The sequence below is a fragment of the Neobacillus mesonae genome (genome assembly GCF_001636315.1).
Lineage (GTDB): Bacteria > Bacillota > Bacilli > Bacillales > Cytobacillaceae > Neobacillus > Neobacillus mesonae.
In genome coordinates this window covers 3,313,661-3,334,348 of sequence record NZ_KV440949.1, presented here as the reverse complement: position 1 = coordinate 3,334,348, position 20,688 = coordinate 3,313,661, and the positions used below count along the sequence as shown (strand labels likewise).

Here is a 20,688-nt window from a genome sequence, read left to right as displayed (position 1 = left end):
TCCCCCGATTAATCAAGAATGATGGTACTGACTTTTCCGGCTTCAATAGTGAAGCTATAAGATTTGTTATGGATCTTGACGTTATAGCTTCCTGGTGTGAGATCAATTAATTGAAAATCCCCTCTGCCATCCGTATAAACCGTCCGAGCTTCCGGTCCGCTGACTTCAACAAGTTGATGATCCCCTGCATTTGAAGTTACAGATAAATGCCCCTTAGCCGGTGCTGTTTTCCACGGTAGTTCCGACACCGGTACATATGATGGAAAGACAGGGGTTTGACTGTGTGAAGAAGCAGAACTTAAAGCTTGATAAAACTCGTTGTTGGACGCATTATCCTTGTTGGTCATTGCGTAGCTGTAAATGCTGATACCGCCCAGCTTCTTTCCAGTCGATGAAATTTCCTGGGCCTTTCGAATTTGAGACATACTATCTTGGATAGAGTTTAAATAAACACCTACCCCAGAAAGCGTCATTCTTTTTCCTTGGTTATTTTTCTGCCATTCAAGCCAATTTTCATAAAAGCTTTTTTGATTAACTTCATATTCTCTGAAATAATTCATGGGGACAGCCAAATCGATTGAACCTTCTTCTAACCAGCTCTTCCAATCCTGTAAGGCACTGTTCATTGTTGAAGATTGATTCCAATCGTCCTCCGTTATCGGACCATCTCCCCAGGCAATTGTTGCGGCAGAAACCGTAATGGACGGGCTAACGGTTTGAACCGCTGTATAGATTTTCCGGACCATGTTACTGACTTGGTCTCTTCTCCACTGTTTCCAATTTGGATCCGAAGGTTGAGGTAATCCAGTTTTGTCATAAGCTCGGTTATAACGTTGTACACTGACATCGTTATAGCCCCAATCCTCTCCCATATAACGAACAAGATCCATATGGACACCGTCCACATCATAATTACGGACAACATGCATAATGATATCCCTTGTATAATTCACAGCATCTGGATGGCCAGGATCAATAACATAATCCGAACCACTCACATAACTTCCTGTATAGGTCTTACTTAACCAGTTAGCTTCACTCGGCTGTGTCATACCGTGTGCATTAAAAATGTGATTAGGATCTTTGGGCGGCGTTGTTTTATTCCAGATTGGCATCATCGCAAACCAGGCATGAACTTGAATTTTTGGATTAGCCACATGTGCTTTTTGAATTAAATCTTTAAGTGGATCGTATCCACTTTGAAGGTATGGGTCCTCTGATTTCGGTTCAATAGAATTAGAATAAAATGCATCTCCTCGCCTCCTTACCTGAAGAAAAATGGTGTTCGCGTTACTGGTTTGAACATCTTTGATCAACTGATCGACTTGAGCCGGTGACTTCGCGCCATCATGAAACATATCAACCCAGTATGCTCGGTATTCTTTCGACGCTTCTTCCGGAACATCATAGGTAACCGTTAAACTTGGTTTCAAATCTTCATATGTAAGATGATCATTCGAATAAAAGATCTTCGTTGCCTGTGTCTCATCCCGAAATTGAATGGCCACTCCATTATTTTCTGAACCGTTATACCAGCTTTTTACTAGTTTCGTAATATAAAAGTCATACCATCCGGGCTTTTGAACCGTTTGATTGGAAACACTGCTGCCTACCAGAGGTTTATTGCTCCATGTAAGGGTTGCAGCATTCCATGGACTGTTTACTGGTCTTATATCAATGATTGCTTGGTTCGTAGTGTTGTAATATTGGTATAAACTTAGTTTTGCCGAACTAATAACAGCATTTTTAGGAATGTTAGGTAACTGAAACTTCAAAAAACTACGAGTAGTACCAAACGTACTATGATTTCCTGTTACTAAATACTGACTTTTAGAATAAGTGGTTGATGGGCTTTGACTACTTATGAACGTGTCTTCTAGTGCTCCTGGAGTACTAACTTGGGTGTAAGAAGCAGCATTCGCTGCCCGGACAGTCTGACTGAACAACCCCCAATCTAAGAAGCTAGAAATGAAAACTATGATACTGGTTATCGACAAAATTAACCCTTTCACCATAAAATTCCCCCTATTTCCTTATATTTCAATAAAATTTTACAAATTTATTATACAATTGGCAGTCTTGGAAAGAACGGGTATTAACTACCAAATAATTCGCAGGATAAAAGTAATAGATTTTATTCCGTACCAGGAATAAGGTTATAAAAGAAGAAGGGAAATCATTTTTTGAAAAGCGACCAGGAAGACATCCCAGTCACTTGAAATGATACTAACAATTATTTGAGTGTTTTAATGAACCCCCAGAAAGTGGGTGTGGAAGATGTTTCAAAACGATTAACAGCTTTCACAATCTCCATCCTCAGTTCTTGTTCTAAATCTTCCCTATTATCAGCAGCAATGAAACGACTAGATTTTTTTACCTTTGGTTCAAACATTTCTACAATTTTAGCAACAGCTTCTTTACTTCCAGCTTTTGCTTTTTGAGTTAAGTCGTATAAATTTACCATATTTTTTTCCCCCTTTTAACTTCATCAACTAGTTCCTTTATTACTAGCTCTAATCGTGTAAATCCCTTTTCTAAACGGGCTAACAGGTAAAATACCAATACAATAGGAAAACCTACATTTCCAATGCTATTTACCCATTCCATCTGTTCCATTAACTGTTCCCACCCATGTAATAAATTCTAAGTTTCCTTAGTGCATTTTTAATCGTTTTTGAAACAGCTTGCTGCGACACTTGTAATATCTTACCGATTTCGGTATGGGATAGGTTGTACAAATAATAAAGTTCTAAAACCTTTTTTTGCTTTATCGTTAGTCGTTGCAGGGCAAGATATAATTTAGGGTCTTGAACGTGATCCATTAAAGATTTTGATTGGATTAAGATAGAATCAATCATTTCACTATTACCATCACTTATAAGACTACCAAGTGAATACATATTTGATTCCTCTTTAATTGGTTGATCGAACGTATATAAATGGTACTCATACTCTTTTTTCTCTTTTTGATAAAAATGCCACGAATAATGGGTAAGATGCTTTGAAATGTAATGAATTAGCCTAATTTCTCCATAAAATTGTTGGAATGCCCGATCCAGCTTTATATGGTTTTCGTTTGTAGGAAAGCAAATTGACTTTACAAATAGATCGTAATTTGTTTTGTTACTTAAAAAATCTTGGATCATCGGATTTAATAACTCAGACTGATAAGCCAAAATTGTGCGCTCAAATTTCTTTTTTAGGTGAGGATGTGTCCTTTCATATGGGAAGGGGAATTTATCCATTTAACCACCCCTTTCTTTCGCTTTTATATATAAGAAGGGATCAAAGGGCACAAGACACAACCCCGATAGGAACATTTGTTCCTATTTATTTTACAATAAAATGACCAAACAGAAAATATAGTTTCTCTTAAAAAACAAAAAATCCCCGGATTCACTGATTCAACCGAGGATTTTATTTATTATATCTTATAATGATTTTAGTTAAATAACCCTTTTAACACCAAACGAATGGTTTGCTCATTTGTAAATGTCTTCATTGTTTGTTTTTTTAGATAAAGCTCGTTAATCGGCATGGTGATGCCCATTTTATCCCGCAATTCTTCAGAAGGTTTGCTAATAATTCTCTCGCCTTCTTTTAATCCTTCTACCACTTCCTGTCGGTGATTTATTTCCATTCCTAGTTGGATTTTTCTTTTTTCCAACATTCCATTTTGAAGGACATATGCATAGGATTTAGCGTCTTTTTTCTGAATGACTTTGTCAGGGACGACGACAACCCCATTTCGTTCTTTAAGAACAATATCAACATTTACATGGTAACCGTGATGCCAATTGTCTACTGCTTTAGCCATTTCTAATATAAATGGATAAAAACTTTCCTTTTCTTCAACAGATGGCTTTCCAATGGGGGTCATTTTCAGCTCTTTGACAGTTCCCTCATTTTTTTGTTTCGGTAAAACCGCTGCGGATACGATAGCTTTTTGCCCCTCTTGTACTTTTATGATTTCATTTTCGGATAGTTTCCCTTCGATTAGAAAAGGCTGATTTGATTCAATTGAGACAATTGGATCCTTCTCACTTTGTGAAAATGAATTGACCTTAGTCACGATTCCATCCATCTTGCTTTTAATCACATAATTTTCTTTATCTGACTTAAGCTGTTTAATCTTTTCATTGATCTGGTCACTCTGCATTTCTATATCTTGAACCTGATACTCTTTATCACTTATTTGGCTGTTAATGATTTTGTCATTTTGAGCAATAGTTTGGTCATCTAAATCGACAGACTGGTCTAATTGTTCTTGTTCTAAATCCGCAATATCGCTTTCCAGCTTACTGGACAGACTTGATAACCTGCCAAGCTGCTGTTCGAGTGACGAAATTTCATTGTCAATGTGGGTAGTATTATACTCAATAAGGGCATCACCGCTTGATACAGCGGCTCCTTCTTCTACTTTAACTTCTTTTACCGACCCAAGTGTTCTATCATAATGAATAGAATAATGGCCCGCCGGAATGACAACGCCCTTAGTCGGCAGTGTTTCTCTTAAATCCCCTAATTCAGTTACCATATATACCGGCATTGCTTTGGAACGCTTTATGTAATCTGTTTTCACGATAATGATTACACTTGATATAACTAGAGCTAGACTTGTGATTATTGAACATATAAACGCTGGCTTTTTCATCATATACTCCTATAGTGAAATTACTAGGTCCTGTATCAAAGTAATAGAGGTGGTAACGAGCAACATGTAAATAATGTGTGTAAAAATAACGATCAGAACGATTAAACTCATTGGTTTATCTGACATTTTCCGAAAAGCTATAACCTGTAAGCATGCAGACCATATTTGAAAAATTGTTATCTGACTGAAAAGATTCACCAGATAGGTTTGATTGGTAATAAGCTGCGTAAGAACTCCCAACCCAAATGGAGACGATTCTTTACTAATTCCAAGCAGGAGAAAAAGTGGAACATTTAGCAATTTTTCAACTGTATATAAGAAAGCCGGGAATAGTTGAATGGATAAGATTTTACCGAAATTCATTTGGCTAAAAAATGGCCAGAAAAAGAGAGCGAAAAAAAACATGATAAATAACGGTGAAAGTAGGCCTGACAAAACTTCTCCGATTCCAAAAATTAATTTGGCAAATTCCAGCTTCTCTCTACCAACCGTATCCATTAATTTCATGATTTCTTCTGTTCCGGCACCTAAATAAGCACCCACTGCGGAAACCAACATGCTTGAACCGATGATAACAGCTATCTTCAAAGATATCCCTTTTACCTGCTCTGTTTCCTTAAGCCCTATAAAATGTGCAGACGGCTGAAATGTCCCCTCTATTAACCGAACCTGGTGCATCGTAACCCTCCTGTCAAAATTATCAAAGTCTACCACTAATTTTATAATATAATTCCAAACTATAAAACAATTAACTTCAAAAATTTAGAAAAAGGTGTCAGGCACCATGTGAAAAATTCACATGGTGCCTGACACCCAATGATATCTTTAAGCTTCTACTACATTTGGTCGTTGGTATACGTCTTTTTCGAGTTCGCCTGTGACTTTGCCTGTTAGGACTCCGGCTGTCATGCTTCCGCTGACGTTGAGGGCTGTACGGCCCATATCGATAAGCGGCTCAACGGAAATGAGCAGTCCGACAATTGCGATTGGCAGGTTCATCACGGATAAGACGATCAGGGCTGCAAATGTTGCACCGCCGCCGACACCTGCGACACCGAATGAACTGATTGCGACAACTAGAATAAGAGATACAATGAATGATGGGCTTGTAGGATTAATACCTGCAGCCGGTGCCACCATTACGGCTAACATCGCTGGGTAAATCCCCGCACATCCATTTTGGCCGATTGAAAGTCCAAAGGAGGCAGCGAAGTTCGCAATCCCTTCAGATACCCCAAAATCCTTTGTCTGCGTTTTAATATTTAATGGTAATGTACCTGCGCTAGTACGTGAAGTAAAGGCAAATGTCAGCGTTGGAAGCGCCTTTTTCACGTAGTTTACAGGGCTTAGTTTTGCAAATGTTAACAGCAGTAAATGGACAATAAACATAAGAATCAAGGCTACATAAGATGCAACGACAAACTTTCCTAACTTGAGGATCGCCTCATAATCACTTGTTGCTGTAACCCTTGTGATAATCGCTAAAATCCCGTATGGAGTTAAACGAAGAATCAAGGTAACAACACGCATGATGATGGAGTACAAGGTGTCGATTATTTTTGCAAAAAAGTCTGCATGCTCAGGGTCCTTACGTTTCACCCCAAGATAAGCCATCCCAATAAATGCTGCAAAAATTACTACTGCAATCGTTGAAGTTGGACGGGCTCCGGTTAAATCTTGAAACGGATTGCTTGGCAATAATTCAAGAATTTGCTGTGGAATCGTCATATCTTTAACGCCAGTTACTTTTTCTTCAAGCAAAGCATTACGGGCGTTTTCAGCATCGCCAGCGGTAAGGTGAATGCCGTCAAGGCCAAAGCCTAAAGCAGAACCGATACCGATCGCTGCTGAGATTGCTGTTGTTCCAAGCAGGATACCAATAACTAGGAAACTAATTTTTCCGATATTTTTGGTCAGCTTTAATTTTGTAAAAGCACCAACAATAGAAATGAATACTAACGGCATAACAACCATTTGTAATAGTTTCACATAGCCGTTCCCGACAATGTTAAACCAATCAATGGTACCCGCTGTAATCTCAGATGTTGTACCGTAAATCAGATGCAGGACAAAACCAAAGACAAGACCTAAACCTAACGCGGTAAATACTCGCTTTGAAAAAGAAACGTGTTTCTTTTGCATGAAAAACAGACCAGCCATTAACAAAAGCAACACGGCTATATTTATGATAATAAAAATGGAATTCATGATATTCCTTCCCCTCTATATTTATGAAATGATTTTAATACATCAATTCCAATAAATCAAGTAGGAATTATGAGTTTATAAATATTTTAATCCATCAAACATTTAAACCACTAAAGAACCGGACAACCATCACGGTTATCCGGCATAGCAAAGGCATATGGACACGCCCTAGTGTCTACCCCAGGCGTACAAATGTCCACGAGTGGTGTCAGGCACCAATTTCATTATTTGTACTAGCTTTATCTGATTTTCTATTTTTGAAGTAATAGAAGATATAGGTAGTAAGCAAGAATCCTAGTCCGATGAGCAGTCCTGTGAGCTGGGTTGGGTCAAAGGCTAGGAATACTAGAATCGAGACACAGAATATGATACAAATCAGTGGAATAAGAGGATAGAATGGTACTTTGTACTTTAGGTCCTCTACCTTTCCTCCGGCTTGGATATATTTACGTCGGAACATGAATTGGGAAAGGGCTATTCCCATCCAAGAGATGGTGACGGAAATACCCGCGATTGACATTAACAACACGAATACAGTATCAGCAGCAACAACGCTTGTAAGTAACGATAAGAGTGAAAAAATCATGGTGAATACAAGAGCAGTAAACGGCACCTTCCGTTTTGAGAGTTTTCCAAAAACTTTTGGCGCCATTCCATCATGAGCCATCGCCCAAAGCAAACGGGTCGAAGCATAAATACAAGAGTTTCCTACAGATAAAATTGCGGTTAGGATAACAAAGTTCATAATGTCAGGTGCAAATGGAATTCCTGCCATGTCCATCAAGGTCACAAATGGGCTTTCTAATAACCCAAGTTCTTTTGTTGGGAAAATGGCGGACAATATAATAATAGAAGCAATATAAAAAATGATGATTCTAAAAAGCACATTTCGAATGGCACGTGGGATATTCTTTTGAGGATCCTCGCTTTCACCAGCCGCAATCCCGATTAGTTCTGATCCCTGATAGGAAAAGATAACATTCATCATTGTCACAAATACAATAGCAATTCCGGCAGGAAAAAGTCCTTTAGGAGCTAAATGTTCCATAAACGGCGCCGGCCTGTCAGCCAATGGAATGATGCCAAAGATGGCCCCGAAACCAATAATAATAAAGAAGATAACAGCCAATACTTTAATCCCGGAAAACCAATATTCCGCCTCAGCAAAGCCCCTAGTTGTTAACGCATTTAGCAGAAACAATAGAAGAATAAAAATAGCACACCAAATCCAAACGGAGATATCCGGAAACCAGCGTTGCATCAAAATTCCTGCAGCCGTAAATTCTACTCCTGCTGTTGCAGCTGATCCTATAAAATACATCCAGCCCAGCGAAAAACCAGCCGAAGGACTTATGAATTTGCTAGCGTAAGTCTGGAATGATCCAGTAACAGGCATGTACACTGCAAGCTCTCCTAAGCAAACCATAACAAGGTACAAAATCAGCCCGCCAAATAAATAACCGATTAATGCCCCGCCTGCCCCTGCCTGATTAATTGTGTAGCCCGCATTTAAAAACAATCCAGTTCCAATTACTCCCCCTAAGGAAAGCATAAACAAATGACGCCGTTTCATCGACCGATTTAATTGATTCTTCTGACCCTCTTGTTCGACCAACTTAATCACATCCCTTAATATTTTTGGTGTCAGGTACCACGCTGCGAGGCACCCACACTAATCACCGTGTAGCTGCCCCCCAACTGGAATTCGCACGAACTGTCCACCTGACGTGGACACAATGACTAATTTGTCCATGAGTGGTGGCTGACACCGTTACGGTTCTTTTTTGCCAGCATTTTGACCATCCCTTCGACGAGGGCTGGTACTTCTTCGAAGGCGTTTTTGATGTGGAGGCGTTCGGTTCGTTTGTGAGCGTCTTTACCGAACGGGCCTACGTTGAGTACCGGTGCTTGGAGCTGGGTCATTTCATCGAATGGGATGCTGTAGCTGCTGCCCCAGACCGGTGTGTTTTCTTTGAATACCGTCCATCCTTCGCCAGCATCCTGGTAATTTACATAGCTGAGGTCACTGATTCCATTAAAATAGTGCACTTGGTTAACAGGCAGACTGAACTTTTCAAAGCCCTGCTGCTTCACGTACTCGATACATTCCACAACCAGCTCATTATTAGAAGAATTGACAGCCGGATAATAAGGCGGCGCATACATCAGGACGATGGCCGGTGCCAGTTCCTGACACTCAATAATCAGCGTATCAGCAATGCGAATCGATTTCTCTCGGTCATCCCAATTCGCCCTTTTCTGAACCGTAGCTTTGACTCCGGCAACAAAATCTGCCCCAAATTTCCGTACTGCATACTTTTCTAGCTCTTCATACCGCAGTACCCGCACTTCGCCAACGGGAGATGCATTCCGCTCCTTGCAAATTTCCTGATAAGCCTCGTTGCATGCGTGAGCTGCATTCAGTGCTACCTTTTCGAATATATCCATGATTTCTTCCGCATTCCGTTTCATTAAAAACACATTGTACAAAGCTGATGAACGGTACGGCGTTTGCACGGAGTACTCTAGTCGGAGGTCCTTTTGCTGCAGTGTCACCGGAAGCGGCGTTTCCTCTCCCATCTCCGTTTCCTGCAGGGTTAAATTCCATTCCATCCGCTGTGTTAAAAATGAAGCGATATAAGGTGCTGTTATGCCGCTAAGCGGTTCACCCACATGCGTCTCTTTTCCGTAAAAAAGGGCGGAAGGCATGATTTTCCCAATTGAACCTGAATACACATAATAGTTCCGATCGCCCGGTGCCTGCGTAAATACCGGTTCGCCGTTTAGAAATAGCTTAAACTCCAGCTGATGTTGTTCCTTCAATTCTAATAGCTTCGGAACAGCTGCCCGCATGCCGGAAGAATTTACTTCCTCGTCCGGAACCGTCAAAAGGATGAGATTTATTGGCCAGTGTTCGACCGTTGCTTTTTCAATCAATCCCATATGCATAACCAGTCCCATTTTCATATCCATCGTGCCCCGGCCAAATAGGTACTCCCCGGAGAGAAGATCCTGCCTGGCTTCTTCCGGCAGTTCATCCACTCTAGAATGAAGCAGCTTGGTCAATTCCTCTGGCAGGTACGCATATTCCTGAAGATCGCCATATTCTTCTGTATTCACCGTATCAAAATGGCTGATTAGCACAATGGTTTCCTTAGCCTCAGAGTGTTTATATAAAGCGGTTACAAACTGGCGGCCTAAATCGGCATCATGAAGACCCAAGTGATCAGGATGCTCTTGAAAATATGCCAATTCCTTGAGCTTCCCTGCCACTTTAGAAGAAAACTCACGCTCTCCGTCTGTAAGGGTCATACTTTTCCAGCTTACTACTTCGCATAATAACCTGCGCAATGCTTCAGGGGATCCCCACCTTAGCTGTGTCATAACTAATCGCATCCTCACATATCTGATTTTGTTGGACCTTTTTAAAAACGCAGCGACAAACAGCTTAAGCCGCCATCAAGTTTGCGAAACTCTGATGTATCCAGTTCAATTGTTTGGTAGCCAGCCTCATTTAGTTTTTGCTTTGTTTGCGGATAGCCTGATGGAATAATGACATAGTCATTTACGCGAATACAGTTTGCTGCATATTCCTCTTCCGGCGGCACCACAATTTTTTGATAAGAATTAAAATCTGGATGGTCAACAAATTCTCCGGCAACGACAATCGTTTGATTACCCAGATAAGCGATTCCTGTTTTCAGGTGGAAGAATTTTTGCAGCGGAACGATTGTTGCTTTATAGTTTTCAGATTCTAAAATTTGTTGAAGCTGCTCAGCGCCTTCCTGGTTCGTACGAGCAGAGATACCGATGTAAAAATGATCTTCGATTTGTAAAATATCTCCGCCGTCAAGTGTGCCAGGTGCTTTAATATAGTAGATTTTATCGTAAAAAGATTTGATTGCCGGTTCCATTTCGTGGATCTCGCCATTTCTTGTTTCCGCACCAGGGTTTGAAATTACAGCAAACTCGGGTGTTAAAACAGCTGTATCCTCAACGAAGGTAGAATCCGGAAATTGATCATTGCTTGGAAGAACTGTCACTTCTGTACCACATGTTTTAAGTGCTTCAATATAGGCATCGTGCTGCTCTAATGTTTTTTCTAAAATAGGTGTTCCAAGATCCGATGTTGTTAAGCCATTAACATAGGTTGCTCCTGGTCTTTTTACAATTGTGTTCTGAAACATTTTTGTTCCTTGAGCGGATTTTACAGCAGATTCTTTTAACATGATTTTTTCCTCCTCAAATTTATCGGGATTATCCCGTTTTGTTTTGTTTAAATTCGTTCTACCGGGCATGTCAGGCATGTCGGTCCGCCCGTCCCCAAATAAGAAATTTCATTTCCTTCATATTCATAGACGGTCGCCCCTGCATCCAGCAGTCCCTGTTTGGTTTGCGGATTTCCGGAAACGATGACACAAACGCGCGGTTCCAAGGCCAGCACATTGCAGCCGAGCCGATGATACTCATCATCCGGTACCTCAATTAATTGAAAGCCGCGCGCAAGAAGCATTTGTCTAAGAAATACTGGCATAAGACGTGAATGGACGACAGCAAGATCCTCATCGACGATGCTTATAAAAGACATAAGGTGCAGACATTCTGCTTCCCCTTGGTCATGCGGCAATTGAACAACAATACATTCATCAACTAAGTCCTTTGTCATCTCCTTGATTTGGCGGATCGCCTCATCGTTTGTTCGATAACCGCGGCCTACTAACAATGTACGATCATCCAGCCAAACAAGGTCTCCCCCATCGGCCACAGCATCTCCGGTTAATTCTCCTATTATCGGAATATTTTTTTCTTGTAAAAATTCCTTATAAATTTCGGCCTCAGGCTGACGTAATTTTTTCCCTGATTTTAAAATAATGGCGCCTTTTTTTGTAAATTTAACAGGGTCATGGGCGTAAAGCGAATCAAGCCCCACCTTTTCCGAAACCGGTAAAAATTCAATCTGGCCGACATGCTCCCTTATAATGGAAAGAAACTGTTCATATTCTTGCTCGGCCTTCATATAATCCGGCTCGTTGATATAGTTAAATTTTTTCCACTCACTCCTTAGATGATCTTGGCTGATAAAGGCATCTTTTGGATGTTTTACTATTACAGTGTTTAGCTTTTTATACATAGATGTCAGCAACTAAAACAACCTCCTATTTTCCGCATAGTGGAATACTTTTCCCCTGACAGGAAAATTTATAATATGATATTATAGTGACAGTGCTTACATGTCAATATTTTTTGAATTGACTGAATAATGTTTTTTTCTACCAATTATAAGAGTCTAAAGGAAATGGAAGGAATAGGAGATGCAAACAATAGATCGTGCCATGCAAGTAATCAAGGTTTTGGCGAAAAATGATACAAAAAAATGGATTTCCATTACTGAATTGTCTAAGGAATGTGATTTACCTGTGAGTACACTTCATCGTCTTTTGCAATCTATGAAGGAACACGGACTAATCCAGCAGGACCCCGATTTGAAGTTATATTCCATGGGTAACACCTGGCTGGAGTATGGTCTGCAAATGTATGATACTTTTGATTTTGTCGGACTGATCCGTCCTGAAATGGAGAAATTAATGTATGAGGTGGAGGAAAGTGTGTATTTCAGCAAGCCAATAGGCTTAGAATCAATGGTAGTCGAGAGAATTGACTGTCTCAACAATCCTATTCGCATCTATGACCAGCTGGGGATTCGCATTCCTTTGCATATTGGGGCGGCCAATAAAGTAATGCTCGCGAATATACCTTCCTCTGAAACTATTAAAATGGTTAACTCCTTAGTCCAAGCTGAGGAAAAGGATTCATTTTTACAATTATTGAGCAGGATCAGACGCCAAGGGTACGGAGCAAGCCACGGCGAAAAAACGCTAGGAACCTCGTCCGTCGCTGCCCCTATTTTCAATCACGCCAATGAACTGCTTGGCGCCATCAGCATCGGCTATGTCAACTTCAATATCACAGAAGACAGACAAAACTACTTAATCGAAAAGGTAATCGAATACGGCTTGCGGATTTCCAACAAGCTCGGCAGCAAAATCTAGGATTTTACTGTTACTTAAAAAAAGAAGTTAGCTCGCCTTATCATGCATGCGGTTAACTTCTTTTTTAGGTTCCTTTGCCGAGCGAGTGTCCACCCCAGGCGTACAAATGTCCACGAGTGGTGTCAGGCACCACTCGAATGACCACTAAAAGGCACACCACTAATCCCCTATCCCCTCACCGACGTATTCCAAGTTAATGTTGTCGGTTTCATTTAATGTAAGGTTTTTGGGGATTTTCATATAGAGGATGCTTGTGCCTTCGCTGGAATTGGATTTGTGTCCAAAGACGCTACCTCCTGTGAATTGTTTTGATGGAAATGGATTTTCAAATTGGGCAAATTTCAACTTGTTTTTGGGTGAATTTGAAATGATCAGTTCTCCATCCATTAATCTCAGTTGTGGCGGGTGGACGAACTTTGATATATCTAATCCATTCAGATCGGCCCCAGTCTTATAGAAGCTAGCCTCGATTACGCCGTCTTTTTGATCCTTTCTTTCAACGATAACTGTAATATTATAAAAATTATCACCGTATGACGTCATTTTAAGCTGCCGCCCTTGAAAATCAAATTTCCATTCTTTTGATAAATATTTACTTTCAAACTTGGCAGTATCTCCAGCCTTTGCTGCATCATGAAAGCTCGTGCCCTCCTGAACCAGCTCATCGCTGTTGACCTTTTGCAAAGTAGTCATCCCTTTAATCGGCAGCACAATGCTTATTACCATACAAATGATGAGAACGGCTAAGTACCCGCTGAAAATCAACCGTACTCGAGAGCTATAAGAAATGTTCCCCCTTCTGTGAACCTTTTTCCCCATTCTAGAGGTCAAACCAACAAAACTTCCTAATATTAATAGCAGGATAAGAATAGGCAAGATCAGCGTCACGATTTTACCTCCATTCTGTTAGATAAGATAAACGCCCCAGTAAATAACAGACCGGCAGTTATTAAGGACTTCACGATAAAGAAAATAAATACCTCTTCCAAAAAGAAAAATGTAAACATCCCCGCAACAATTCCTGCCTGCCCTATCATCCCGTCAAGAATTAATCCGCCAACAAACAGTACCGGCAGCACAAATGCGAACACCCGACTCAATTGGATCAGCGTTCCCACGAAATATCCTAACGCAGAAACAAGGAAGATATAGAGGAGCGTAGCAAAGAAACCAATAATCAAATCAAACCCACCGGCCGCAGACGCCGTACCGTTTATAAAAACTTCACTTTTAAACAAAACAATGATGATTTTCACTATAAAGGAGGACATCAGCGCAGTTATTGCGCCAATCACACTTGCCGTCAAAAGAAACAGCATATTTGATAGATTACTGGTTAAACGATTCGTAACAAATATAAAATCGTCATTTCGATACGCCTTTGTCGTAATTAAAATGGCCGTGATAAATCCCCAAAGCAGTGTGAACGCGATGACTACATCTGATGAATAGTAGCGCAGTTCCAAATCAATCAATCCGCCGCTGCTCCCCATCATAGCGGACCCGCCTTGCGAAAACAAAATGGCGAAAACCTGTATAATCACAAGTGACATAAACACCTGACTATATGCCTTAAGTTTGTATGCATATTGCTGCTTTATAATTTCCCGCAAACTAACCTTTGTTAAAGACATCATCAATCCCGCCCTTCATTTTGCTAGTTAAATAGACGCAGAGATCACTAGAACTCACTGGCAATATATTGATGCCAGCTAACTTTACCTGCTGCAGCTCCGTTTCGGTAAAATCATTGCTAACCACCGCATAGATTTGATCGAATGCACCAGTTTTTGAAAAAATAATTTCCCGATCCTTCATCCATTCCTTCATCAATGCGGCCTTCCCCTCGAATCCTATAGCATATTCCCGCAAATCCGCCATCGGCATATGAAGAAGCTCCCGTCCCTGCTTGACAACCAATATATCTTCAAGTAAATCCTCAATTTCATCTAAGTGATGACTTGAAAGAATAATCGTCCGTGGATAGGCAATATAGTCTTTAAGCAAGGCACGGTAAAAATCTTTCCTGACCGCAGCATCCATGCCAGTTGTCGGCTCGTCAAAAATAGTTAACGGTGTTCGGGCGGCCAGCCCCAATATCATATTGAAGGTACTTTTCATCCCTTTTGAAAGCCCGTTATGATACTGCAATGGGTGAAAGGAAAAATAATCAAACAGCCGCTGGCCAAGTTCACGGTCCCAATTTTTATAAAAATTCCCCATTACATCTAGTATTTCTTGAAGTGTTAAAGCTGTAGGAAGGTTCAGTTGGTCATGAACAAAAATGGTGTTTGCTGAAACGGTTAGATTATTAAATGGTTCTTCGGAAAAGACTTTTATTTCACCGGACGTTTGCTCATGGTACCCCGCGATGATTTTTAATAAGGTGGTTTTTCCTGCTCCATTGCGGCCAATCAAACCGGTAATGGTGTTTTCTTTGATTTCGCACGAGAAGTTGTTTAGCGCCTTTGCGCTCCCAAAAACCTTTGTCACACCGCTGCACTCAATAATGGTCATTCCCTTTCCTCCCCCAAATTTATTGTGTTGATCATTTCAATCAGCTCCTGCTTACTTACATTCAATCGCTGTGCTTCCATGACGATTTCCTGAACCAGTCGTTTTAAGGTTTGATTTTTCCGCTTGCTTAAAATCATGTCCTTTGCATTATTGGCTACGAACATGCCGAGCCCGCGCTTTTTATAAAGAATTTGTTCCTCCGCCAAAATGTTCAGCCCCTTTGCCGCAGTTGCCGGGTTGATATTAAAAATTTCCGCCAGCTGATATTGAGAATAAATCTTCTGATCACTTTCGAAATTCCCATCGAGAATCTCATTCTCCAGCCATTCCGAAATCTGTATATAAATAGGCTTCGTTCCGTCCAGATTAAGAGCCATTTCGTGTCTCCTTTCTCTCTGGTATAGTGCATTACTGATGTAATGTACTATATAATATATGGAAAATAAATGCAATAGGTGTTTGAAAATTTTTATTTAAACAAACGTTTGAGTAGTATTTTTATTTTTATTAAATCCCTTTTTATCAAGGCATGAGATCTTTTTAATCGTACGTTTGATTACTTTCCCATATGGAATCCTGCAGCTAAATCACTTTCATTAGATCTTTACTATCGCTATACTTAATGGCAAGAAACTTTTTTAAGGAGGAGCGAGTTTGAAGAGCACTTTTGCGGACCAGATTACTTTACATAATGGTGTCACTATGCCGCAGCATGGCTTTGGGGTGTATAAACTTACAGATCATGCTGAATTGGAAACAGCTGTCCATAAAGCGCTGGAGGTGGGATATCGCTCTTTTGATACGGCGCAGATGTACCAAAACGAAGCCATGCTTGGAGAGATTTTATACAATTGCCCAATTTCACGAAAGGACTTGTTTATAACTACAAAAATAAATAACGGCCACCAAGGATATGATCAATCGCTGTTTACGTTTGAGGAATCGCTGGCTGACCTGCAGCTTAGTCATCTGGACCTGCTGCTTGTCCACTGGCCAAGTGAAAAGCATTTTTTTGAAACCTGGCGTGCTTTTGAGCGATTGTATGAGGAAAAAATGGTACTGGCAATTGGTGTTTGTAATTATCAAATGCACCATTTGGAAAAATTAAAAACGAAGGCCAATGTGATGCCGATGGTGAATCAAATTGAGATTCACCCATACATGACACAGTTTCCATTAAGAGAATATTTAAAAGAGCAGAAGATCGCCGTTGAAGCTTGGGGGCCCCTTGCAAGAGGAAAGGTTTTAAAAGAAGCGGTACTGGAGGAATTGGCAAGGTTTTATCAAAAAACTCCGGCGCAAATTGTTCTCCGCTGGCACTTGCAGCATGGCTCCATTTTCATCCCGAAATCGAGCACGCCAAGCCGAATTGAAGAAAATGCCGATATTTACGATTTCGAGCTTTCCGCCGCAGAAATGGCGAAAATTGATGCATTAAATAAAGACCACCGGACTGGGCCAGACCCAGACAAAGTCTACCCAACTATCTAGGAAGAGCGGCGGCCACACAGACAAACAGGCACAACCATATTTAGCAAACGGGTCGTGCTTGTTTTGTTTTTGAGCACTGTCCTTCCACGGTGGACAAATGTCCACGAGTGGTGCCTGACACCATTATTAATAATTTTTGTGCGGCTTCTGAATCCATGCGTTGAATGGGAGGTAGGTGTTGTCTGGAAGAATTCGGAACATGGGGATGTTTCTTTTGTCCGGGGGCAGATCTAATTGGCTGTAGATGAATTGGTCGTCGAAGCCTATTTTGGCGGCATCTTCCTTGGTGCAGGCATAGTACACCTTTTGGAGTCTAGCCCAAAAGATGGCTCCCAAGCACATTGGGCAAGGCTCGCAGCTTGTATATAGCTCACATTCGGTCAGTTGGAAGTCGTTCATATAATGGCATGCTGCCCGAATCGCCTGAACTTCCGCGTGGGCCGTCGGGTCATTTATTGTTGTTACCTGATTGCGGCCGACACTAATGATTTGCCCGTTTCGCACAACAACAGCCCCAAACGGCCCACCACCGTTCGTAAGCACATTCTCAAGCGCCACATCAACAGCAATCTTCATAAACATTAACTCCTTCATAGCGCCACCCCTATCCTAATAAAACACTTCTACTTATTACCAATTTATTACCTAACATAAGAAAAAAGACGGATAAAAAAATGGTGTCAGGCACCACAGAAAGACAACTGTCCTCCTGACGTGGACAAATGCAGGATTTGTCCATGAGTGGTGCCTGACACCAAATTTATCATCAAATTTAAATATCGTTAACCTAGTTTACTGCTGTTGTTCGCTTGTGAGGGTGCTTCTTCCCATGCTTCTACGTTTTTTAGTCCTTTGATGTTGGATGTGTAGAAGACTGGGTTTTGACCGTTTGCTTTTTGTTTGGTGTAGTCGGCCAATGCTTTGAAGGCAATTTTGCCTAATAATAAAATGGCAATGAGGTTAATAATCGCCATCAGTCCCATGAATAAGTCAGCCAGGTTCCAAACAAAACTTAGATCTGCTAGTGAACCAAAAGCGACCATGCCGACAACCGCAATACGATAAATCGTCAATACGGCCTTGTTATTTTTAATAAATTCAATATTGGATTCGCCGTAGTAATAGTTTCCGACTACAGAACTAAAGGCGAATAAGAAGACTATAAATGCAAGGAAAATACCGGCCCATGACCCTAGTGATCCTTCAAGAGCATTTTGCGTTAAAACGATTCCGTTAGCTTCCTTTGAAGTATACATTCCTGATAATAGAACGATAAAAGCAGTAGCACTACAAATAACCAATGTGTCAACAAATACGCCAAGTGATTGGATTAACCCTTGTTTTACCGGGTGGCTGACACTTGCTGTTGCGGCCGCATTTGGCGCACTACCCATACCAGCCTCGTTGGAGAACAAACCACGTTTAATTCCGTTCATCATTGCTGCAGCAAAAGCACCACTGGCAGCTTCTCTAAATCCGAACGCACTTTCAAAAATCAACTTGAAAACCTGCGGAATTTCCGTAAGGTTCGTTACCACAATATAGAGAGCGATTAAAATATAAGCACCAGCCATTACCGGAACCATCCACTCTGCCACTTTAGCAATTCGCTTCAGTCCGCCAAAAATAATGACGGCGGTAACAACAGCTAAAACAATAGCAATGACTGTTTTGCTGATGCCAAATGAATTATTTAATGAACTTGTAATCGTATTCGCTTGAACCGAGTTGAACGCCAAGCCGAATGTTAATGAGATTAACACAGCAAATGTTATCCCCATCCAGCGGGCATTCAACGCTTTTTCCATATAATAAGCAGGACCGCCGCGGAAAGTATCGCCGTCTTTTACCTTGTAAATTTGCGCCAGCGTTGCCTCAACAAACGCTGATGCTGAGCCGATTAAGGCGATAAGCCACATCCAGAAAACCGCTCCCGGACCCCCTGTTGTGATCGCAATGGCAACACCGGCAAGGTTCCCTGTCCCTACGCGAGAAGCCGTACTGATACAAAACGCCTGGAAGGATGATATCCCCTTTTTATCACCCGTTGCCCCTTCTCCCATTAAACGGAACATCTCTCCGACCATCCTGAATTGTACAAACTTCGTATTGATTGTAAAGTACAAACCAGAACCAATTAGTAAAATAATTAACACATAAGACCATAGCAACGTATTGGTTCCGTTTATGATATTTTCAATGATTCCCATAGTTTCTCCCCTTCTTTCTTTTTAAAAAATTACTTTTCTAATGTAACAAATTTTCAAATTTACAACAATGTTTGAAATTACCAAATAGGGTGATCCCGCTAACTCTCACCTATTCACACTAATGACAATTTTTTACGATTTTTACAAATGAATTTTAAATTTGCTATACGATTAAGCCTGAAATTTTGTAAAATAGAGGTAGGATAGCGGAAAAATTTGATGACATTCTTGTCTTTTTAGAAGGTTCTTTGAGAGGGGTAAAACGGTGATGCCAAAAGCAAAAGTTTATGATCTTTCACTTTTTTTGATAGCTTTGGTGATTGCTTTTAGTTCAGCCGGTATTTTAACAAGTCAGAGTGATTTTTTGAAGGCGCTGTCATTGTACTGGCTATTTTCCGCTTTATATTACCATCTGCGCATTTTCTCGAAAAATGGCAGCACAAACATTGATTATGGAATCAGTTATGATTTGTCGTTTGTCATGTTTACCGGACCGTTTGGGCTATTCATTTTTGAGGCGGTTTATCGCTTTACAGTTTATTTTTACCGAAAATGGACTAAAACAGCCGACCCTACGGAATTTACCGATACTTTTTATAATATTGGCGTCTTTGTTATTACGAATTCTATCGCTTACTTTTTGTTTCAATACTTTTATAATAGTTTTCAATCAATTCCGTTTGGATTTTGGATTCTTTTATTTCTATTAACTTGTCTGTCCTCTTATCTTTCTAGAACATTTATGGTTATCGTCTTTAAAATTATGGGCGATTTAAAATCCTTCAAAGAAGCAAGTAACTTTATTTTAAAAAGTGTCAGTCTGCTGGATTATGGGAAAGCAGCATTATCTAATGGATTTTTATTCCTATTTTTACAAAATGGGCAATGGGAATTATTAATTGTTCTATTCCTCCTGAACTATATTGTCAGCAGATCGTTTCATTCTAAACAGCAAAGCATTCAAAATAAGCTTGAACGGGACAAGTTCGAGCAGATGGCCTATACCGACTTTTTAACAGGCGCGTATAACCGAACCTATATGGATCAAATAATGGCCGAATTCAATAAACGAGAAGAGCGTATCGGCATTGTGGTTGCTGATATTGATTATTTCAAACAAATAAACGACAGCTATAACCATGCCGTCGGAGATAAAGTGATTCAGCATTTCGCCGCCACATTAAAAAAGTTTCTCTCTCAAGATGATTATTTGTTTAGAAGCGGCGGGGAAGAATTTACAATTTACCTGCGAAAACGAAACTTCGAGGAGACACTGGATTTGGTAAGGATGATGCGTGATGAAATTAGAAACAATTCCGTGCTGGCAGAATACGGCGGGGGAGAGATTACAGTTGGCTGCACCGGCTCATTCGGGCTCTATTACGACAAAATAACTGAGCTTAGTTCCATGGAAAAGGGCTACGTCCAAGCAGACGAGCTCCTCATCAAATCCAAACAGCTTGGGAAAAACAAAGTCTCCGCCCAAAAAGCCCAATCAGACAAAAAAGTGGTATAACCGTATATTGGTTATACCACTTTTTGATGTTGTTATTAATGT

Annotated in this window: 20 protein-coding genes; 3 read left to right on the top strand and 17 right to left on the bottom strand. The window is 40.6% G+C overall.

Features of this window, described 5'->3' with window-relative positions:
- Positions 1 to 8 precede the first annotated feature (8 nt).
- From A6749_RS15625 to A6749_RS15580, 11 genes are all read right to left on the bottom strand, one after another.
- Positions 9 to 2,015: a family 10 glycosylhydrolase gene (locus A6749_RS15625; protein WP_066391351.1), complete on the bottom strand. Its 2,007-nt coding sequence runs from the start codon at positions 2,013 to 2,015 to the stop codon at positions 9 to 11.
- Between the two features lie 218 nt (positions 2,016 to 2,233).
- Positions 2,234 to 2,464: a helix-turn-helix domain-containing protein gene (locus tag A6749_RS15620; RefSeq protein ID WP_066391350.1), complete on the bottom strand. Its 231-nt coding sequence runs from the start codon at positions 2,462 to 2,464 to the stop codon at positions 2,234 to 2,236.
- A complete protein-coding gene (locus A6749_RS27715) occupies positions 2,458 to 2,616 on the bottom strand; it encodes a YvrJ family protein (protein WP_084797855.1) in 159 nt (52 codons plus the stop codon). The genes A6749_RS15620 and A6749_RS27715 overlap by 7 nt, the downstream gene beginning before the upstream one ends.
- The gene (locus A6749_RS15615; protein WP_066391349.1) at positions 2,616 to 3,245 is read right to left on the bottom strand and encodes a sigma-70 family RNA polymerase sigma factor; all 630 of its coding nucleotides are present in this window, start codon (positions 3,243 to 3,245) and stop codon (positions 2,616 to 2,618) included. Before A6749_RS15615 ends, A6749_RS27715 begins: the two co-directional genes overlap by 1 nt.
- A gap of 197 nt (positions 3,246 to 3,442) precedes the next feature.
- Complete coding sequence (locus tag A6749_RS15610) at positions 3,443 to 4,654, bottom strand: efflux RND transporter periplasmic adaptor subunit (RefSeq protein ID WP_066391348.1); 1,212 nt, start codon at positions 4,652 to 4,654, stop codon at positions 3,443 to 3,445.
- A gap of 9 nt (positions 4,655 to 4,663) precedes the next feature.
- The gene (locus A6749_RS15605; RefSeq protein ID WP_066391347.1) at positions 4,664 to 5,332 is read right to left on the bottom strand and encodes a hypothetical protein; all 669 of its coding nucleotides are present in this window, start codon (positions 5,330 to 5,332) and stop codon (positions 4,664 to 4,666) included.
- Between the two features lie 147 nt (positions 5,333 to 5,479).
- The gene (locus A6749_RS15600) at positions 5,480 to 6,862 is read right to left on the bottom strand and encodes an L-cystine transporter (protein WP_066391345.1); all 1,383 of its coding nucleotides are present in this window, start codon (positions 6,860 to 6,862) and stop codon (positions 5,480 to 5,482) included.
- Between the two features lie 208 nt (positions 6,863 to 7,070).
- On the bottom strand, positions 7,071 to 8,435 hold the full coding sequence (locus A6749_RS15595; RefSeq protein ID WP_180321162.1) for an amino acid permease: 1,365 nt from the start codon (positions 8,433 to 8,435) through the stop codon (positions 7,071 to 7,073).
- A 167-nt stretch (positions 8,436 to 8,602) separates the two neighbouring features.
- The gene (locus tag A6749_RS15590) at positions 8,603 to 10,246 is read right to left on the bottom strand and encodes a M20/M25/M40 family metallo-hydrolase (protein ID WP_066391332.1); all 1,644 of its coding nucleotides are present in this window, start codon (positions 10,244 to 10,246) and stop codon (positions 8,603 to 8,605) included.
- 41 nt (positions 10,247 to 10,287) lie between these two features.
- Positions 10,288 to 11,091, bottom strand: coding sequence for a dimethylarginine dimethylaminohydrolase family protein (locus A6749_RS15585; protein ID WP_066391331.1), 804 nt, complete (start codon positions 11,089 to 11,091; stop codon positions 10,288 to 10,290).
- 47 nt (positions 11,092 to 11,138) lie between these two features.
- Positions 11,139 to 11,993, bottom strand: coding sequence for a dimethylarginine dimethylaminohydrolase family protein (locus A6749_RS15580; RefSeq protein ID WP_066400994.1), 855 nt, complete (start codon positions 11,991 to 11,993; stop codon positions 11,139 to 11,141).
- Between the two features lie 181 nt (positions 11,994 to 12,174).
- Here A6749_RS15580 and A6749_RS15575 point away from each other — a divergent pair, with 181 nt between their 5' ends.
- Positions 12,175 to 12,912 carry an IclR family transcriptional regulator gene (locus A6749_RS15575; protein ID WP_066391330.1) on the top strand — a complete coding sequence of 246 codons (738 nt, stop codon included), beginning with the start codon at positions 12,175 to 12,177 and terminating at the stop codon, positions 12,910 to 12,912.
- A 159-nt stretch (positions 12,913 to 13,071) separates the two neighbouring features.
- Here the strand turns inward: A6749_RS15575 and A6749_RS15570 are convergent, their stop codons facing one another.
- The 4 genes from A6749_RS15570 to A6749_RS15555 are packed head-to-tail and all read right to left on the bottom strand — an operon-like array spanning position 13,072 to position 15,806.
- Positions 13,072 to 13,800: a hypothetical protein gene (locus tag A6749_RS15570; protein WP_066391328.1), complete on the bottom strand. Its 729-nt coding sequence runs from the start codon at positions 13,798 to 13,800 to the stop codon at positions 13,072 to 13,074.
- Positions 13,797 to 14,549, bottom strand: coding sequence for a hypothetical protein (locus A6749_RS15565; protein WP_127484977.1), 753 nt, complete (start codon positions 14,547 to 14,549; stop codon positions 13,797 to 13,799). Before A6749_RS15565 ends, A6749_RS15570 begins: the two co-directional genes overlap by 4 nt.
- Entirely contained in the window at positions 14,527 to 15,429 is a 903-nt protein-coding gene (locus A6749_RS15560; RefSeq protein ID WP_066391321.1) for an ABC transporter ATP-binding protein, read from the bottom strand. Before A6749_RS15560 ends, A6749_RS15565 begins: the two co-directional genes overlap by 23 nt.
- Complete coding sequence (locus tag A6749_RS15555; RefSeq protein ID WP_066391319.1) at positions 15,426 to 15,806, bottom strand: GntR family transcriptional regulator; 381 nt, start codon at positions 15,804 to 15,806, stop codon at positions 15,426 to 15,428. Before A6749_RS15555 ends, A6749_RS15560 begins: the two co-directional genes overlap by 4 nt.
- 277 nt (positions 15,807 to 16,083) lie before the next feature.
- On the opposite strand from A6749_RS15555, the gene A6749_RS15550 reads away from it, so the two are divergent.
- Positions 16,084 to 16,920: an aldo/keto reductase gene (locus A6749_RS15550; protein ID WP_153043029.1), complete on the top strand. Its 837-nt coding sequence runs from the start codon at positions 16,084 to 16,086 to the stop codon at positions 16,918 to 16,920.
- 126 nt (positions 16,921 to 17,046) lie between these two features.
- Here A6749_RS15550 and A6749_RS15545 read toward each other — a convergent pair whose 3' ends face one another.
- Together A6749_RS15545 and A6749_RS15540 are read right to left on the bottom strand one after the other, a co-directional pair.
- Entirely contained in the window at positions 17,047 to 17,514 is a 468-nt protein-coding gene (locus A6749_RS15545; RefSeq protein ID WP_066391317.1) for a nucleoside deaminase, read from the bottom strand.
- A 188-nt stretch (positions 17,515 to 17,702) separates the two neighbouring features.
- Complete coding sequence (locus A6749_RS15540; RefSeq protein ID WP_066391315.1) at positions 17,703 to 19,130, bottom strand: alanine/glycine:cation symporter family protein; 1,428 nt, start codon at positions 19,128 to 19,130, stop codon at positions 17,703 to 17,705.
- Positions 19,131 to 19,398: 268 nt separating this feature from the next.
- Here A6749_RS15540 and A6749_RS15535 point away from each other — a divergent pair, with 268 nt between their 5' ends.
- On the top strand, positions 19,399 to 20,646 hold the full coding sequence (locus A6749_RS15535; protein WP_066391314.1) for a GGDEF domain-containing protein: 1,248 nt from the start codon (positions 19,399 to 19,401) through the stop codon (positions 20,644 to 20,646).
- The last annotated feature ends 42 nt before the right edge of the window (positions 20,647 to 20,688 follow it).

Excerpts from the sequence above, each read along its gene's own strand:
- A6749_RS15580 (WP_066400994.1), bottom strand. The coding sequence starts at position 11,993 with ATGTATAAAAAGCTAAACACTGTAATAGTAAAACATCCAAAAGATGCC.
- A6749_RS15620 (WP_066391350.1), bottom strand. The coding sequence starts at position 2,464 with ATGGTAAATTTATACGACTTAACTCAAAAAGCAAAAGCTGGAAGTAAA.
- A6749_RS15590 (WP_066391332.1), bottom strand. The coding sequence starts at position 10,246 with ATGACACAGCTAAGGTGGGGATCCCCTGAAGCATTGCGCAGGTTATTA.
- A6749_RS15610 (WP_066391348.1), bottom strand. The coding sequence starts at position 4,654 with ATGAAAAAGCCAGCGTTTATATGTTCAATAATCACAAGTCTAGCTCTA.
- A6749_RS15565 (WP_127484977.1), bottom strand. The coding sequence starts at position 14,549 with ATGATGTCTTTAACAAAGGTTAGTTTGCGGGAAATTATAAAGCAGCAA.
- A6749_RS15595 (WP_180321162.1), bottom strand. The coding sequence starts at position 8,435 with ATGAAACGGCGTCATTTGTTTATGCTTTCCTTAGGGGGAGTAATTGGA.
- A6749_RS15585 (WP_066391331.1), bottom strand. The coding sequence starts at position 11,091 with ATGTTAAAAGAATCTGCTGTAAAATCCGCTCAAGGAACAAAAATGTTT.
- A6749_RS15575 (WP_066391330.1), top strand. The coding sequence starts at position 12,175 with ATGCAAACAATAGATCGTGCCATGCAAGTAATCAAGGTTTTGGCGAAA.
- A6749_RS15605 (WP_066391347.1), bottom strand. The coding sequence starts at position 5,332 with ATGCACCAGGTTCGGTTAATAGAGGGGACATTTCAGCCGTCTGCACAT.
- A6749_RS15615 (WP_066391349.1), bottom strand. The coding sequence starts at position 3,245 with ATGGATAAATTCCCCTTCCCATATGAAAGGACACATCCTCACCTAAAA.
- A6749_RS27715 (WP_084797855.1), bottom strand. The coding sequence starts at position 2,616 with ATGGAACAGATGGAATGGGTAAATAGCATTGGAAATGTAGGTTTTCCT.
- A6749_RS15545 (WP_066391317.1), bottom strand. The coding sequence starts at position 17,514 with ATGAAGGAGTTAATGTTTATGAAGATTGCTGTTGATGTGGCGCTTGAG.
- A6749_RS15555 (WP_066391319.1), bottom strand. The coding sequence starts at position 15,806 with ATGGCTCTTAATCTGGACGGAACGAAGCCTATTTATATACAGATTTCG.
- A6749_RS15625 (WP_066391351.1), bottom strand. The coding sequence starts at position 2,015 with ATGGTGAAAGGGTTAATTTTGTCGATAACCAGTATCATAGTTTTCATT.
- A6749_RS15600 (WP_066391345.1), bottom strand. The coding sequence starts at position 6,862 with ATGAATTCCATTTTTATTATCATAAATATAGCCGTGTTGCTTTTGTTA.
- A6749_RS15535 (WP_066391314.1), top strand. The coding sequence starts at position 19,399 with ATGCCAAAAGCAAAAGTTTATGATCTTTCACTTTTTTTGATAGCTTTG.
- A6749_RS15540 (WP_066391315.1), bottom strand. The coding sequence starts at position 19,130 with ATGGGAATCATTGAAAATATCATAAACGGAACCAATACGTTGCTATGG.
- A6749_RS15560 (WP_066391321.1), bottom strand. The coding sequence starts at position 15,429 with ATGACCATTATTGAGTGCAGCGGTGTGACAAAGGTTTTTGGGAGCGCA.